The organism is Pseudomonas sp. LAM2023, from assembly GCF_016620375.1.
GTDB classification, from domain to species: domain Bacteria; phylum Pseudomonadota; class Gammaproteobacteria; order Pseudomonadales; family Pseudomonadaceae; genus Aquipseudomonas; species Aquipseudomonas anuradhapurensis.
The window spans coordinates 454,445-470,344 of record NZ_JAENHV010000017.1; the positions used below are offsets into that span (position 1 = coordinate 454,445).

Sequence of the window (15,900 nt, forward strand, 5' to 3'; positions counted from 1 at the left end):
GACGCAAGGCCGCTCCTACAGCAAACCCCGACAACCTGAATGACCGCGGCGCTTGTAGGAGCCAGGGGGCTGCTTTGCAGCCCATCGCGACGCAAGGCCGCTCCTGCAGCAGACCGCGACAACCTGGATGACCGCGGCGCTTGTAGGAGCCAGGGGGCTGCTTTGCAGCCCATCGCGACGCAAGGCCGCTTCTACAGCAAACCCCGACAACCTGGGTGACCGCGGCGCTTGTAGGAGCGGACTTGCGTCGCGAAAGGGCCGCAAAGCGGCCCCGGCACGCTCGAATCAGACCACGCCTTGCGCCAGCATCGCATCCGCCACTTTCACGAAGCCGGCGATGTTCGCACCCTTCACATAGTTGATCCGGCCATCGGCCTCTTCACCGTAGTGCACGCACGCATGGTGAATCGACTGCATGATGTTGTGCAGCTTGCTGTCCACCTCACCGGCGCTCCACAGCAAGCGCATGGCATTCTGCGACATCTCCAGCCCCGACACAGCCACGCCGCCGGCGTTGGAGGCCTTGCCAGGCGCGTAAAGAATGCCGGCGTCCAGGAAGATATCCACAGCCGCGAGGGTGGTCGGCATGTTGGCGCCTTCTGCCACGCAGATGCAGCCATTACGCAGCAGGGTGCGGGCGTCTTCGACGTCCAGCTCGTTCTGCGTGGCGCACGGCAAGGCGATGTCGCACGGCAGGTTCCATGGGGTCTGGCCCTGGCGGAACTCCAGGCCGAACTGGGCGGCCAGTTCGCTGATGCGGCCACGCTTGACGTTCTTCAGCTGCATGACCGCTTCCCACTGGGCGTCGGTCAGGCCGGCCTCGGCGTACAGGGTGCCTTCGGAGTCGGACAGCGAGATGACCTTGCCGCCCAGGTCCATGACCTTGCGCGCCGCATACTGGGCCACGTTGCCCGAGCCGGAAATCGCCACGCGGCAACCATCGATGCGCTTGTCCTGGCGCTTGAGCATTTCCTCGGCGAAGTACACGCAACCGTAGCCAGTGGCTTCCGGGCGGATCAGGCTGCCGCCATAGGTCATGCCCTTGCCGGTCAGCACCGAGGTGAACTGGTTGGCCAGGCGCTTGTACTGGCCGAACATGAAGCCGATTTCGCGGGCTCCTACGCCAATGTCACCGGCCGGCACGTCCAGGTCGGCGCCGATGTGGCGGTACAGCTCGCTCATGAACGCCTGGCAGAAGCGCATCACTTCGGCGTCGCTCTTGCCTTTCGGGTCGAAGTCCGAGCCACCTTTGCCGCCGCCCATGGGCAGCGAGGTGAGGGAGTTCTTGAACACCTGTTCGAAAGCCAGGAACTTGAGTACGCCGAGGTTGACCGACGGGTGGAAGCGCAGGCCGCCCTTGTACGGGCCGATGGCGCTGCTCATCTGGATGCGGTAGCCGCGGTTGACCTGCACCTTGCCTTGGTCATCGACCCAGGACACGCGGAACAGCACGGCGCGCTCCGGCTCGACCATGCGTTCCAGAATGCCGGCCTGCAGGTAATGTGGGTTGGCTTCGAGGAACGGCCACAGGCTGCGCAGCACTTCTTCCACCGCCTGGTGGAATTCGGGCTGGGCCGGGTCGCGTTGCTTCAGGCGCGCGAGGAAATTGTCGACGGATTCGATCATGGTAGACATCTCACCAAGAGGATTGGACTTATTGGTTTTTTCCCGAATGTACCAAGAAGCCATCGCACCGGAACAGGGCGAAATGTCGTTTTTTTGAAATTATTTGGTGCGTTTTCTATAAGTGTATACAAAACCAAATGTCGGCGGCGGCTTCTTCGCGGGCTCGCCCGCTCCCACAGGCCCATTACAGACCTGAGGTTCCAAGGGCTGCTGTGGGAGCGGGCATGCCCGCGAATGAAGCCAACTCCAGTTTCCAGCCAGGCACAAAAATGGGGCCTGACAAGGCCCCATTATTGTGCATCTGAATACCGGCTTACTGGGCCAGCTTCTTGTGCCGTACACGGTGCGGCTGTGCAGCGGCATCACCCAGGCGCTTCTTGCGGTCGGCTTCGTACTCGGTGTAGTTGCCTTCGAAGAACACCACGTTCGAGTCGTCTTCGTACGCCAGGATGTGGGTGGCCACACGGTCCAGGAACCAACGGTCGTGGGAAATCACGATCGCGGCGCCCGGGAAGTCCAGCAGGGCTTCTTCCAGCGAACGCAGGGTTTCGACGTCGAGGTCGTTGGACGGTTCGTCGAGCAGCAGGACGTTACCGCCCTCCTTCAGGGTCAGGGCCAGGTGCAGGCGGCCACGCTCACCACCGGACAGGTCCTTGACGAACTTCTGCTGGTCGCCACCCTTGAAGTTGAAGCGGCCCACATAGGTACGCGACGGGATCTCGTAGTTGCCGATGCGGATCACGTCGGAACCGTCGGAGATCTGCTGGAACACGGTCTTGCTGCCGTCCAGGTCTTCACGGCTCTGGTCGACGCAGGCCAGCTGCACGGTTTCACCGATCTCGATGCTGCCCGAGTCCGGCTGCTCCTTGCCCATCAGCATGCGGAACAGGGTCGACTTACCGGCACCGTTACCACCGATCACGCCGACGATGGCGCCTTTCGGCATGGCGAACGACAGGTTGTCGATCAGCACGCGGTCGCCGTAGCCCTTGGTGACGTTCTTGAACTCGATCACCTTGTCACCCAGGCGCGGACCGGCCGGGATGTAGATCTCGTTGGTTTCGCTGCGCTTCTGGAATTCCTGCGATTGCATTTCCTCGAAGCGCTGCAGACGGGCCTTGGACTTGGACTGGCGGGCCTTGGCGCCTTTGCGCACCCATTCCAGTTCCTCTTTCATGGCCTTTTCATGGGCGCTCTGCTGCTTCGATTCCTGCGCCAGGCGCTCGGACTTGGCTTCCAGCCAGCCCGAGTAGTTGCCTTCGTACGGGATGCCGGCGCCGCGGTCCAGTTCCAGGATCCAGCCGGCGACGTTGTCGAGGAAGTAACGGTCGTGGGTAATCGCTACCACGGTGCCCGGGAAGTCGTGCAGGAAACGCTCCAGCCAGGCCACCGAGTCGGCATCCAGGTGGTTGGTCGGTTCGTCCAGCAGCAGCATGTCGGGGGCCGACAGCAGCAGGCGGCACAGGGCCACACGGCGCTTTTCACCACCGGACAGGTGCTCGATGCGCGCATCCCAGGCCGGCAGGCGCAGGGCGTCGGCGGCAACGTCCAGCTGGCGCTCCAGGTTGTGGCCGTCGGCGGCCTGCAGGATGGCCTCGAGCTTGGCCTGCTCGGCAGCCAGCTTGTCGAAGTCGGCATCGGGTTCGGCATAGGCGGCGTAGACCTCGTCCAGGCGTGCCTGGGCGTCCTTGATCACGCTGACCGCTTCCTCGACCACTTCACGCACCGACTTGTTCGGGTCCAGTTGCGGTTCCTGCGGCAGGTAGCCAACGTTGATGTCGGGCATCGGACGGGCTTCGCCGTCGAATTCCTTGTCGACGCCCGCCATGATCCGCAGCAGGGTCGATTTACCGGCGCCGTTCAGGCCGAGCACGCCAATCTTGGCGCCCGGGAAGAACGACAGGGAAATATTCTTGAGAATTTCCCGCTTCGGCGGCACGACTTTGCTCAGCCGATGCATGGTGTAGACGTATTGAGCCAAAACCAAGCCCTCTAATCAGATAGGTAAAGACATCGACGATCGCCCCGGCACGCTGGCCAGGGGGATGTGTTTACGGGGTGTCATTGAACAAAGTCGACCATTCTACGCCAACGCGCAGCGTTGCACAGGAGGGGCCGATGGTGGGGTGATCCCCCGGGGAAAATGGTTGCCGGTACCGGCCTCTTCGCGGGCTCGCCCGCGAAGAGGCCGGCACAACAGCCGAAGAAGGCTCAGACGTGACGCTGCTTGGCCTTGCCGCGGGGCAAGCGGCAACGGTCGCCCTGCTCGGCCAGGCGCGCAGCCCAGGCTGCCTTGACACTGAAGCCAGCGGCACGGGCCGGCTGTTGTTGCGCCGCCTTGGCCGGCTGCGCAGCAGGCACGCTGACCACCCTGGCGGCCGGTTTGCTGGCCGCGGCTACGGCAACTGCCGGCTCTGCTGCCGCCTTGGCGGTCTTGCGCAGTTCCGCCAGCGACGGGCTCTTGCTCTTGGCGGCAGTGGCCGCCTCGGGTTTGCTCAGCGAACGCTGGCAAGACTTGCAGGATACGTCCTCGGTCACGGCAGTGCTGACAAGGGTCTGACTGCTGCGCCCGCAGGCGGAATCGAGGCCATTGGAGGAAAAGTGAGTAACCAAAACCGAACATCTCCGATGCGTTGTCATGTGAAGCGGGCGCTATTCTCGCACAGGTCGCAGGGGCTTGCCGAACCACACGGCAGGCACCACCGGTCACATTGGCTGGCACTTTGCCATAATCCTAGGCATGCTAGCCCGTTTCGGGTGTCCGGCCTTATAGTGCGCCACCGCAGTCTGGCAACCAGATACCGGCACGTACCGTGCATCATCAACCCCTGCCATCGCCAGCCCAATCGCAGGATCAACGCTTGACCAATCTCACTCATCCGCCGTCATTGCGTTCCGCGCCCCAGGCGCCCGCTGCCTCCCTGCGCGGGTCGATCAAGGGTGCGTTGGCGCTGCTGGCCCTGATCCTGCTGGGTTTGCTGCTGTGGCAGTTGTTCGCCCAGTTCAGCCATACCCAGGCCGACCTGCGCAAGAAAACCCTGGAAGGCACCGCCGAGCTGGCCGACCACCTCAGCCTGAACCTGGCGTTCAAGGCCCAACAGGCCACGAATGTGGTGCAGCCCTACGCCAATGTACCGACGCCCACGGCCCTGCCCGCCGTGCTGGCCGGTTTGCGCGAACACCTGCCGGACCTGCAGAGCCTGGCCTGGCTGGATGCAGCCGGGAAGCTGCAGGCCGACAGCCTTGCCGGCAGCCCCGACCGCCAGTCGATTGACGAATTGCTCAAGCTGAGCCAGGGCAGCCCGTATTTCTTCACCAATTCGGCCAACAACAGCTCCGTCTACCTGTTACTGCGTCAAGGCTCCGATGAGCACAGCGGTTATTGGCTGTTGCGCCTGGCGCCAGCGTACTACCGCCCGCTGATCACCTACCTGGATGGCCCCGGCCGTCCGCTGTGGCTGCTGGAAAACAGCCGCAGCGGCGAAGTGCTGCAGCGCCATGCGCCAACCCCTGGCAGCAACGCGCCGCTGCAGAGCGTGATGCTGGCCTTCATCGATAACAGCACCTGGCAGCTGCGCGGCCTGTTCGACGCCAAGCTGGCGCGCCAGACCCTGCTGCCCGCGCTGCTGGGCAAATGCCTGCTGGTGCTGTTCTGCGCCATGCTGCCGGTTGTGGCGCTGATCAACATGCGCCGTCGGCAACGGGCGCTGCAGGAAGACCGTCGGCGCTACCAGGAAATTTTCGAGGGCACCGGCGTGGCCTTGTGCGTGCTCGATCTGTCCAGCCTGCCCGGCGAGCTCGACCGCTACCACCTGCGCAACCGCGCCGCGCTCAAACACAGCCTGGCCCTCGACCCGAACCTGCGCCGCTCGCTGCTGCTGGAGCTGAAGATCACCGAGATCAACCAGGTGGCACGCCAGTTGTTGAACATCGAGTGCCACCAAGGTGCCTGGCAGCGCCTGATCGACGGCACCGGCGATGGCCGCGACAGCGTGGGCATGCAGCTGATCGATGCATTGATCGAGCAACGTGCGTTGCTGGAACTGGAAGTGCGCCTGCCGGCGCCGCTGGGTGGCGAGCTGCACCTGTGGCTGATGGCGCGCCTGCCGCAACAGCGCCGTGATTACCAGGCAGTGATCCTCAGCATCAGCGATATCACCAGCCGCAAGCAGGTAGAGCTGTCGCTGCTGGAGCGCGAAAGCTTCTGGTCGGACGTCGTGCGCACCGTACCCGACCAGCTGTACGTGCAGGACGTGCTCAGCCAGCGGATGATCTTCAGCAACCGCCATCTCGGCCAGACCCTGGGCTACGACCGTACCGAGCTGGCGCAGATGGGCGACCGTTTCTGGGAGTTGCTGCTGCACCCCGAAGACGCCACGCACTATCAGGCCCTGCGCCACCAGCAGCGCGACAGCGGCCATGACCAGCCGCTGCACTGCCAGCTGCGCTTCCGCCACCGCGATGGCGGCTGGCGCTGCTACGACATTCGCGAACAGGTACTGACCCGTGACGCCGATGGCCTGGTCACGCGCATCATCGGCGTGGGCAAGGACGTGACGGTACAGATCGAGGCCAGCCAGTCGCTGCGCGACAGCGAGCAGCGCTACCGCATGCTCGCCGAGAGCATCAGCGACGTGATCTTCTCCACCGACAGCCGGCTCCAGCTCAACTATGTCAGCCCCTCGGTACAGAGCGTGCTGGGCTACCAGGCCGACTGGATCTTCACCAATGGCTGGCAGTCGATCATCGCCAACCCGGCGCAACTCACCGGCATCTACAGCTTGATGGAACGCGTCAGCAAGGCCATGGGCGACCCCGCGCTGCTGGCCCAGTTGCGCAGCCAACTGCCGACCCAGCTGTTCCTGTTCGACTGCCTGCGCGCCGATGGCCGCAAGATACCCATCGAACTGCGCCTGGTGCTGGTGTGGGACGATGACCAGCACTTCGAAGGCGTGCTCGGGGTGGGCCGCGACATCAGCCAGCAACGCCGTGCCGAAAAAGACCTGCGCATGGCTGCGACGGTATTCGAGCACTCGACATCGGCGATTCTGATCACCGACCCGGCCGGCTATATCGTGCAGGCCAACGAGGCGTTCAGCCGCGTCAGTGGTTACGCCGTCAGCGAGGTGCTCGACCAGTTGCCGGGCATGCTCACCGTCGACGAACAGCAGGAAGGCCACCTGCGCTATGTGGTCAAGCAGCTGCACCAGCGCGGCAGCTGGGAAGGTGAAGTGTGGCTCAAGCGCCGTGACGGTGACCACTACCCAGCCTGGGTCGGCATTACCGCGGTGCTGGACGACGAGGGCGACCTGGCCAGCTACGTGTGCTTCTTCACCGACATCAGCGAGCGCAAGGCCAGCGAACAGCGCATCCACCGCCTGGCGTACTACGACGCCCTCACCCACCTGCCCAACCGCACGCTGTTCCAGGACCGCCTGTACAACGCCCTGCAGCAGGCCGAGCGGCAGAAGGCCTGGGTGGTGCTGATGTTCCTCGACCTGGACCGTTTCAAGCCGATCAACGACTCCCTCGGCCACGCCGCCGGCGACCGCATGCTCAAGGACATGGCCCAGCGCCTGCTGGCCTGCGTGGACGACGACGATACCGTGGCGCGCATGGGTGGCGACGAGTTCACCCTGCTGCTGCAACCACGCGCTACCCGCGAGATCGCCCTCAACCGCGCGATTCACGTGGCCGAGAACATCCTCGCCAGCCTGGTGCGGCCGTTCGTGCTGGAAAACCGCGAGTTCTTCGTCACCGCCAGTATCGGCATCGCCCTCAGCCCGCAGGACGGCAGCGAACTGAGCCAGCTGATGAAGAACGCCGACACCGCCATGTACCACGCCAAGGAACGCGGCAAGAACAACTTCCAGTTCTACCAGGCCGAGATGAACGCCAGCGCCCTGGAGCGCCTGGAGCTGGAGAGCGACCTGCGCCATGCCATGGAGCAGAACGAGTTCATCCTCTACTACCAGCCGCAGTTCAGCGGCGATGGCAAACGCCTGACCGGTGCCGAAGCCCTGCTGCGCTGGCGGCACCCGACCCGCGGCCTGGTGCCACCGGGCGATTTCATCCCGGTGATCGAGGAGCTGGGCCTGGTGGTGGACGTGGGCGACTGGGTGCTGCGCGAAGCCAGCCGCCAGCTCAAGGCCTGGCACAAGGCCAAGGTGCGTGTACCGAAGGTATCGGTGAACATTTCTGCGCGGCAGTTCTCCGATGGCCAGCTGGGCACGCGCATCGCCAGGGTCCTGCAAGAGAGCGGCCTGCCGCCGGCGTGCCTGGAACTGGAGCTGACCGAAAGTATCCTGATGCGCGAGGTGAACGAAGCGTTGCAGATTCTCGCCGGCCTGAAAAACCTTGGCCTGAGTATCGCGGTAGACGACTTCGGCACCGGTTATTCGTCGCTGAACTACCTCAAGCAGTTCCCTATCGACGTGCTGAAGATCGACCGCACCTTCGTCGACGGCCTGCCGGAAGGCGAGCAGGATGCGCAGATTGCCCGGGCGATCATCGCCATGGCCCACAGCCTCAACCTGGCGGTGATCGCCGAAGGCGTGGAAACCCACGAGCAACTGGAATTCCTCCGCGAGCATGGCTGTGACGAAGTGCAGGGCTACCTGTTCGGGCGGCCAATGCCGGCGCATCAGTTCGAGGCGCAGTTCGCCAACGAGACATTGTTCATGTTCAATTGAACCTGCCCTCTCCTGGCATACCCGGGCCCGGGCCTCATCCCTGAAAAACGGACCTGCGAGTCAACTCCGATCCCCGCCCAGGCCAGACACGGCGCGGGATGCAACATGAAGCCCATTGGTCCGCGACTTGATGCCACTTCATATGCCAGCGGCGAATCAATCGGTTAGAATGCCCCCCCAATTCACCCCGATCCTTGAGGACCGCCATGTTCAGCCGTGATTTGACCATTGCCAAGTACGACGCCGAGCTCTTCGAAGCCATGCAGCAAGAAGCTCTGCGCCAGGAAGAGCATATCGAGCTGATCGCTTCGGAAAACTACACCAGCCCGGCAGTCATGGAAGCCCAGGGCTCGGTCCTGACCAACAAGTACGCCGAAGGCTACCCGGGCAAGCGCTACTACGGTGGTTGCGAGTATGTCGACGTCGTCGAGCAACTGGCCATCGACCGTGCCAAGCAGCTGTTCGGCGCCGACTACGCCAACGTTCAGCCGCACGCCGGCTCCCAGGCCAACGCCGCTGTCTACCTGGCCCTGCTGTCGGCCGGTGACACCATCCTGGGCATGAGCCTGGCCCACGGTGGCCACCTGACCCACGGTGCTTCGGTAAGCTCCTCGGGCAAGCTGTACAACGCCATCCAGTACGGCATCGATGCCAACGGCCTGATCGACTACGACGAAGTCGAGCGCCTGGCTGTCGAGCACAAGCCGAAGATGATCGTTGCCGGCTTCTCGGCCTACTCGCAGGTTCTGGACTTCGCCCGCTTCCGCGCCATCGCCGACAAGGTCGGTGCCTACCTGTTCGTCGACATGGCCCACGTTGCCGGCCTGGTTGCCGCTGGCGTGTACCCGAACCCGGTGCCGTTCGCCGACGTGGTCACCACCACCACCCACAAGACCCTGCGCGGCCCGCGCGGTGGCCTGATCCTCGCTCGCAAGAACGAAGAGATCGAGAAGAAGCTGAACTCCGCCGTCTTCCCGGGCGCCCAGGGCGGCCCGCTGGAGCACGTCATCGCCGCCAAGGCCATCTGCTTCAAGGAAGCCCTGCAGCCTGAGTTCAAGGCTTACCAGCAGCAGGTGGTGAAGAACGCCCAGGCCATGGCCGCCGTGTTCATCGAGCGTGGTTTCGACGTGGTTTCCGGTGGCACCCAGAACCACCTGTTCCTGCTGTCGCTGATCAAGCAGGAAATCTCCGGTAAGGATGCTGACGCCGCACTGGGCAAAGCCTTCATCACCGTCAACAAGAACTCGGTACCGAACGACCCACGTTCCCCGTTCGTCACCTCGGGCCTGCGTTTCGGCACCCCGGCCGTGACCACCCGTGGTTTCAAGGAAGCCGAGTGCCGCGAGCTGGCTGGCTGGATCTGCGACATCCTGGCTGACCTGAACAACGAAGCGGTCATCGACGCCGTACGTGAGAAGGTCAAGGCTATCTGCAAGAAGCTGCCGGTCTACGGCAACTGATTGGCGATTGCCTGACAGGAAAAAGCCCGGCCTAGTGCCGGGCTTTTTCGTTTTCGGCCCTGTCGCCAACCTGCAGGAGCGGCCTTGTGTCGCGAAAGGGGCGCGCAGCGGCCCCACAACCCTAGCTTCGCCGCCGGGCTAGCCGGGACCGCTTTGCGGTCCTTTCGCGACACAAGGCCGCTCCTACAAAAAAGCGCGACACGCTGCTGATAGTGCGTATTACCCTGTGTGCCTTTCAGCCAGCAGACACAGGCCGCACCTTGACCAGAGAGCAACTCGAAACCCGGCAGATCCCGATCTATTTCGCCGCCGTATTCGCCGCCGTCGCCTTCGGCCTGCTGGCCAGCGATACCGCACGCCTGTTGCAAGCCATGATCACGCCCGCGATCGCCGTGCTGATGTACGCGATGTTCCTGCAGATTCCCTTCCTCGACCTGCGCCAAGGCCTGGGTAACCGCCGCTTCATGGCGGCCTTGCTGCTGGCCAACTTCATTCTTGTGCCATTGCTGGTCTGGGCCATCACCCGTGGTCTGGGCGACCAGCCGGCACTCCTCGTCGGTGCGCTGCTGGTGCTGCTGACCCCGTGCATCGACTACGTGGTGGTGTTCACCCATATCGGCAAAGGCGATGCGCGCCTGACCCTGGCCGCCACACCTGTGCTGCTGCTGGCGCAACTGGCGCTGTTGCCGCTGTACCTGGCGCTGATGCTGGGTGACAACGTGCCGCTCGCGCTCACCCCGTTCGTGGAAGCCTTCGTGCTGCTGATCGTGCTGCCGCTGGCCCTGGCTGTACTCACCAGCGCCGGCGCCCGTCGCTCACGCAGGGTCGCAACGTGGAACAGCGCCTGGGCATGGCTGCCGGTACCGGCGATGGCTTTGGTACTGCTGGTGGTGATCGCCTCGCAGATCACCAAGGTGCAGGGTGACTTCGAGCAGTTACTGCCGGTGATCCCGGTATACCTGGGCTTCATGCTTGCGGCACCGCTGCTCGGCAGGCTCGCGGCGCGCCTGTTGCGCCTGCCGGCCAGCGAAGCACGCGCGGTGACCTTCAGCGCCGCCACGCGCAACTCGCTGGTAGTGCTGCCGCTGGCGCTGGCGCTGCCGGACGAGGTGCGCGGGTTGGCGGCAGCAGCCGTGATTACCCAGACATTGGTCGAGCTGGTGAGCGAGCTCGTCTACGTACGGGTGGTACCACGGCTGGTGCGCTGACCCGCGGGCATATGCCACCGCCGGTCATGGGCGCTCGCTACACACGGCAAACACCTGCACCTCGACCAGGTAGCCTTCCCCCAGGTCGGCACCGACGCAGGCCCGTGCCGGTTTGGCACAGCCCTGCAACCAGGCGTCATATACCTCGTTCACCAGGTCGAAGTGGCGGTAGTCGGCGATCCACAGCTGGACCCGGGTCAACTGCTCCTTGGTCACCCTGGCCTCAGCCATGAGCCCGTCGATCGTATTCAGCGCCTGGCGCAACTGCCCCTGCACGTCCAGCTGCAGGTCGTCGGCGACCACGCCAGCGGTTTCGAACAGGCCCCTGTAGCTGACCGCCAACGACATCCGCTGGCCAACCCCGTATCGCTCGATCATAAGCTTCCCTCTCAGCCCATCTGGTTGATGCACACGACCTTGGGCTGGGTCATGTCCTCGTAGGCGAACCGCACCCCCTCGCGGCCCAGGCTTCCATACTTGGAACCACCGAATGGCATGGCGTCGAAGCGGTAGTCGGACGAGTCGTTGATCATCACGCCGCCTGCCTCGATGCGCTTCGCCAGGCTCAGCGCCAAGGACAAGTCGCGGGTAAACACCCCGGCATGCAAACTGTACTCAGGGGCATTGGCCAAGGCGACGGCCTGCTCGATGTCCTCGAAAGGCGCCAGCATCACCACCGGGGCGAACACCTCTTCACGCCACAGCCGGCTGCTGTGGTCGACACCTTCCAGCACCGTCGGCGCGTAGTTGGCGCCCTGGCGCTTGTGGCCACAGAGCAGCCGGGCGCCGCCCTGCAGGGCCTGCTGGACACGCTCTTCGATGTGCCGTGCAGCGGCTTCGCTGATCATCGGCCCCATGTCGGTTTCGCGCAGGCCCGGGTCTCCCAGCACCATGGCCTGGGTCAGGGCGACGAAGCGCTGGCGAAATGCTTCGTAGATCGAGGCGTCGACCAGGATACGCTGGGTGCCGATGCAGTTCTGTCCAGCGGCCCAGAACGCGCCGGACACGCACGATTCGACAGTGGCTTCGAGGTCGCAGTCCTTGAGCACCAGCACCGGGGCGTTGCCGCCCAGGTCCATGGCGAGCTTTTTCAGGCCTGCGCCCTGGGCAATCTGCTCGCCCGTGGCGAAGCCGCCGGTAAACGAAACCATGCGCACATCACGCACGGCCACCAGCGCCTTGCCCAGCTCGGCGCCGCCGGTGGCAACGCTGACAACGGTTTCAGGCAGCCCGGCATCGGTGAGGTACTGCACCAGCTTGAGCGCCGATAACGGGGCCAGCTCCGAGGGTTTGAGAACGACCGCATTGCCGCCAGCAATGGCCGGGCCCAGCTTGTGTGCCACCAGATTGAGCGGGTCGTTGTACGGGGTGATGGCCAGGATCAGCCCCAGCGGCTCGCGGGTGAACCAGCCCTGGCGCGACTCGGAGCCTTCATAGGCATCGAACGGCACCACTTCACCGGCGTTGCGCCGCGCTTCCTCGGCAGACAGCTTGAGCGTGTTGATGCAGCGTTTTACCTCCTTTTCGGCCTGGCGCAGGGTCTTGCCCGCTTCATCGACAATCAGCCCGGCAAAATCGGCAGCATCGCGTTCGATGAGGCGGGCGGCCTGTTCAAGAATGCTGGCGCGACGGTGACGGGGCAGCGCGGCACTTTCGCGTACCCCTTGGCGAGCACGCGCCAGCAGGCCCGGCACCGCATCGGCTGTGAGGTTGGCGACGCTGCCGACCAGGCTGCCGTCGTAGGGGCTGTACACATCGATCAGGGCGGGTTGCTGGAAGGCTACCCGGGACACGGAAGTCAGGCTCATGAAAGTAGCTCCTCAGGCCGAACGGCCAGCGGTGTGGATGGCGACGATATCCGACAGCAGGGCAAAGGCCGTTTCGACACGCCCCGCACCCGGGCCGGACACGGTCACCGCGCCCAGCAACTCGGTGTCGAACGCCACCGCGTTGGTTGCGCCGGTGATACCGGCCAGGGGGTGGTTACCCGGCAACAGGCGCGCTTCGACACGGGCGCGCACCGAACCATCGGCCTGCCGGCTGGCGCTGCCGATCAGCTTCCAACGCTCGCCCGCTGCCTGCGCCTGCTGGATCGCCGCGCTGTCGATGCCACTGATACCGCTGCAGGTGACATCGCTCACCTGCAGGCAGGCACCGAGCAGCTCGTTGGCAAGGATGACCACTTTCAGGCGCACGTCATGCCCTTCCACATCGGCCGTCGGGTCGGCCTCGGCGTAGCCAAGCGCTTGTGCCTGCGCCACTGCATCGGCAAAGCCAAGCCCTTGCTCCATGCGCGTCAGTACGTAGTTCGAAGTACCGTTGAGGATGCCCTCGAAGCCGACCAGGCCTGCGCCGGCCAAGGTCTGCCGGGCCATGCGCAGTACGGGTGTACCGCTCATCACTGCGCCTTCGTATTCGAACGACACGCCGTTGGCCTTGGCCAGGGTTTTCAGCGCCTGGGCATGCAAGGCGATCGGCCCCTTGTTGGTGGTGACCACGTGCTTGCCCGCTTCCAGTGCCCAGCGGCAGAAGGTAGCCGCCGGCTCGCCATCCTTGGGGTTGGTAAAGGTGGCTTCGGCGATGATGTCGGCGCCGGACTGCTTGATCACCGCCTCGTTGAATGCCTCGGCCGAACCCTGAGGGAACTGCGCCAGGGCGCCCTTCTCAGCGGGCAAGGCGGCCAGCCTGGCTGCATCCAGGCCATCGCGGTCGATCACCGAGCCGAGGAACAGGTCGGTGACGCCGACGATCTTCAGGGCAAAGCCCAGTTCTTGCTGCCAGCGCGCGTTGCGTTCGGCGATCAGTTGGGCCAGGGCACGGTTCACGCCGCCAAAGCCAACGAGTGCGATCTTGTATTCGGTCATGGTTTGCTGTCCTTTCCAGGCGATGGGTCGATGAGGACAAGCCTATGAGCCGGGCAATGCCAGTTGAATATGGCAATCCGCTGTATTTATTGGCCAATCTGGCCAGTGCCCTAACCACAGCTGGGCGGCCCAGGAATGCACAACGCCGCCAGGGCGCGAGCCCGGGCGGCGTTGTGGTATCGAGGGTTGGGGGGCAACGGGGCGGTTCAGATCACCGCGGCCAGGACGAACGACGTCACCGTGTTCTCGACCCCGGGCATGGCGGCAATTTCCTTCCACACATGATGCACCCGCTCCGGGCTGGAGGCTTCGACACGTAGCAGCAGGTCGAATTCGCCGCTGAGTACCTCGCACTGGATCACCTCGGGGATCTGGCGCAGGGCATCGAGCACCGCTTCACCGCGCATGCGGTCGTAGCGGTAGACGAAGATCACCGCGTTGATCAACGAGGTCGGCCGTCGCCCCTCGCCAATGCGCAAGGTGTAGCCCTGGATGGCGCCGTCCCGCTCCAGGCGTTCGATGCGCTGGCGAACCGCATTGCGCGACAGGTTCACTTTCAGCCCCAACTCGGCATGGGCAATGCGCGCATTGGCGGTGAGCTCGGCGAGAATGCGCTCGTCCAGGGGGTCGAGGATGCGCTTCATCGCCGTGCCTGCAACTGCGCCAACAGTTCATGAACCCCCGCCAGGTCCTCGGGTGCCAGCAGCGGCCCACTGTCTGCGGTGCCAGCGACGTTGGCTGGCACCTCGCCGTGCCAGGCCCCCAGTTCCGCCAGCAGCGCGGTGGACTTTTCCGGGGCGAACTGCCCCAGCGTGACGATCGGCGCGCCGATATTGCGCCGGTGCAGGCGCCCGGCGAACGCCCCGGTTGCCGCATGCGGGTCTACTGCCGTGCCGGTCTCCTGGAACAGCGTGACGATTTCCTCGCGGATCAGCGCGTCGTCCACGGCATACGAGTCGAACAGCATGCGCGCATGCAGCCACTGGCGGTTACCGATGCTCAGTTCACCGCAATCCTCGAAGTGCTCCATCAACGCCCTGGTCGCCGCGCCGTCGCGCTCATACAGCTCCCAGACGAAGCGCTCCAGGTTGGAGAACAGCGAGAAGTCCATGACCGGTGACAAGGTCTGGCTGGTTGAGCCACGGCTGTAGCGGTTGCAGTGGATGAACCGGTGCAAGGCATCGTTACGGTTGGTGGAGACAATGATCTGGTTGATCGGCAGGCCCATCTTCTGGGCGATGAAGCCCGCGTAGATCTCGGCAAAACTGGCCGTGGGAATGCTGAAACCGACCGGCCGGATACCCCCGCCCAGCTGCAGCGCCGCATGAAAATAGAACACGATCTGCGCCAGCACGCCGACCCAGTTGGTCGAGTTGAAGCTGACCGGAATCAGCTCCGGGCACGGCCATGCGCGCAGCAGCGCCGACACCAGCGACTGGCAGTCATCGAAGCTGCCAGCCACGGCCACGCAGCTGACGCTTTCGCCTGCGGCACTGCGCATCACTGCGGCCCGGTCGGGTGGCGTCCCGGCGTTGGGGTACAGCGCCAGCAGGCGTGCCGTCGGGCAATGGCGCAAGGCGTCGATGGCCGCCACCGCGGTGTCGCCGTTGCTGGCACCGACCAGCATCACCCGCTCGCAATCGGCGCCGAGGAAATGGCGGATGAGCCGCGCCTGCAACTGCGCGGCAAAGTCCTTGGAGGAGCGGGTCGGCCCGTGAAACAGCTGCAGGATCCATTCGTTATGGCCAATCTGCTGCAACGGCGCGATGCCACGGTGCCTGAAGCCACGGTAGCTGTCGCTGACCAGCGCCCTGAGGGTCGGCTCGTCGAGGGTATCGCCGACAAACGGCGCCATCACCCGCCAGGCCAGTTCATCGAACGGCAGCCAGGACCAGCTGGCGATTTCCTGCTGGCTGAAGGTTGGCACCGCAGTCGGCACGTACAGCCCGCCATCGTCGGCCAGGCCGGAAAGCAGCGCCGTGCGGAAATCGACCCGTATCTCGTTGCCACGCGTGGATGTGTACTGCATCGGTGCTCCAGGTATGTATTG

At 64.4% G+C, this 15,900-nt stretch carries 11 protein-coding genes; 3 read left to right on the forward strand and 8 right to left on the reverse strand.

Annotation, left to right across the window (positions count from 1 at the left end):
• Positions 1 to 285 precede the first annotated feature (285 nt).
• From gdhA to JKP78_RS12125, 3 genes are all read right to left on the reverse strand, one after another.
• Positions 286 to 1,626 carry an NADP-specific glutamate dehydrogenase gene (gdhA, locus tag JKP78_RS12115; RefSeq protein ID WP_170028195.1) on the reverse strand — a complete coding sequence of 447 codons (1,341 nt, stop codon included), beginning with the start codon at positions 1,624 to 1,626 and terminating at the stop codon, positions 286 to 288.
• A 313-nt stretch (positions 1,627 to 1,939) separates the two neighbouring features.
• On the reverse strand, positions 1,940 to 3,607 hold the full coding sequence (ettA, locus tag JKP78_RS12120; RefSeq protein WP_170028194.1) for an energy-dependent translational throttle protein EttA: 1,668 nt from the start codon (positions 3,605 to 3,607) through the stop codon (positions 1,940 to 1,942).
• A gap of 230 nt (positions 3,608 to 3,837) precedes the next feature.
• A complete protein-coding gene (locus JKP78_RS12125; RefSeq protein WP_186689247.1) occupies positions 3,838 to 4,239 on the reverse strand; it encodes a hypothetical protein in 402 nt (133 codons plus the stop codon).
• A 248-nt stretch (positions 4,240 to 4,487) separates the two neighbouring features.
• On the opposite strand from JKP78_RS12125, the gene JKP78_RS12130 reads away from it, so the two are divergent.
• From JKP78_RS12130 to JKP78_RS12140, 3 genes are all read left to right on the forward strand, one after another.
• Positions 4,488 to 8,318, forward strand: coding sequence for a sensor domain-containing protein (locus JKP78_RS12130; protein WP_200626726.1), 3,831 nt, complete (start codon positions 4,488 to 4,490; stop codon positions 8,316 to 8,318).
• Positions 8,319 to 8,524: 206 nt separating this feature from the next.
• Positions 8,525 to 9,778 (forward strand): serine hydroxymethyltransferase, encoded by a 1,254-nt coding sequence (gene glyA, locus JKP78_RS12135; RefSeq protein WP_186689252.1) that lies wholly within the window; start codon positions 8,525 to 8,527, stop codon positions 9,776 to 9,778.
• 260 nt (positions 9,779 to 10,038) lie between these two features.
• Complete coding sequence (locus tag JKP78_RS12140; RefSeq protein WP_200626727.1) at positions 10,039 to 10,986, forward strand: bile acid:sodium symporter; 948 nt, start codon at positions 10,039 to 10,041, stop codon at positions 10,984 to 10,986.
• A 24-nt stretch (positions 10,987 to 11,010) separates the two neighbouring features.
• On the opposite strand, the gene JKP78_RS12145 is transcribed toward JKP78_RS12140, so the two are convergent.
• The 5 genes from JKP78_RS12145 to JKP78_RS12165 form a co-directional block, all read right to left on the reverse strand.
• Positions 11,011 to 11,334 carry a RidA family protein gene (locus tag JKP78_RS12145; protein WP_186689426.1) on the reverse strand — a complete coding sequence of 108 codons (324 nt, stop codon included), beginning with the start codon at positions 11,332 to 11,334 and terminating at the stop codon, positions 11,011 to 11,013.
• Between the two features lie 41 nt (positions 11,335 to 11,375).
• Entirely contained in the window at positions 11,376 to 12,794 is a 1,419-nt protein-coding gene (locus JKP78_RS12150) for an aldehyde dehydrogenase family protein (RefSeq protein ID WP_186689258.1), read from the reverse strand.
• A 12-nt stretch (positions 12,795 to 12,806) separates the two neighbouring features.
• The gene (locus tag JKP78_RS12155; RefSeq protein WP_200626728.1) at positions 12,807 to 13,850 is read right to left on the reverse strand and encodes a homoserine dehydrogenase; all 1,044 of its coding nucleotides are present in this window, start codon (positions 13,848 to 13,850) and stop codon (positions 12,807 to 12,809) included.
• Between the two features lie 206 nt (positions 13,851 to 14,056).
• Positions 14,057 to 14,494, reverse strand: a complete 438-nt coding sequence (locus JKP78_RS12160) for an Lrp/AsnC family transcriptional regulator (protein ID WP_170028186.1) — start codon at positions 14,492 to 14,494, stop codon at positions 14,057 to 14,059.
• On the reverse strand, positions 14,491 to 15,879 hold the full coding sequence (locus JKP78_RS12165) for a threonine synthase (RefSeq protein WP_200626729.1): 1,389 nt from the start codon (positions 15,877 to 15,879) through the stop codon (positions 14,491 to 14,493). The genes JKP78_RS12160 and JKP78_RS12165 overlap by 4 nt, the downstream gene beginning before the upstream one ends.
• Positions 15,880 to 15,900 lie beyond the last annotated feature (21 nt).

What these genes read in the sequence shown, in the direction of transcription:
- gdhA (WP_170028195.1), bottom strand. Translation starts at nt 1,626, where the DNA reads ATGATCGAATCCGTCGACAATTTCCTCGCGCGCCTGAAGCAACGCGAC.
- glyA (WP_186689252.1), top strand. Translation starts at nt 8,525, where the DNA reads ATGTTCAGCCGTGATTTGACCATTGCCAAGTACGACGCCGAGCTCTTC.
- JKP78_RS12145 (WP_186689426.1), bottom strand. Translation starts at nt 11,334, where the DNA reads ATGTCGTTGGCGGTCAGCTACAGGGGCCTGTTCGAAACCGCTGGCGTG.
- JKP78_RS12150 (WP_186689258.1), bottom strand. Translation starts at nt 12,794, where the DNA reads ATGAGCCTGACTTCCGTGTCCCGGGTAGCCTTCCAGCAACCCGCCCTG.
- JKP78_RS12155 (WP_200626728.1), bottom strand. Translation starts at nt 13,850, where the DNA reads ATGACCGAATACAAGATCGCACTCGTTGGCTTTGGCGGCGTGAACCGT.
- JKP78_RS12160 (WP_170028186.1), bottom strand. Translation starts at nt 14,494, where the DNA reads ATGAAGCGCATCCTCGACCCCCTGGACGAGCGCATTCTCGCCGAGCTC.
- JKP78_RS12165 (WP_200626729.1), bottom strand. Translation starts at nt 15,879, where the DNA reads ATGCAGTACACATCCACGCGTGGCAACGAGATACGGGTCGATTTCCGC.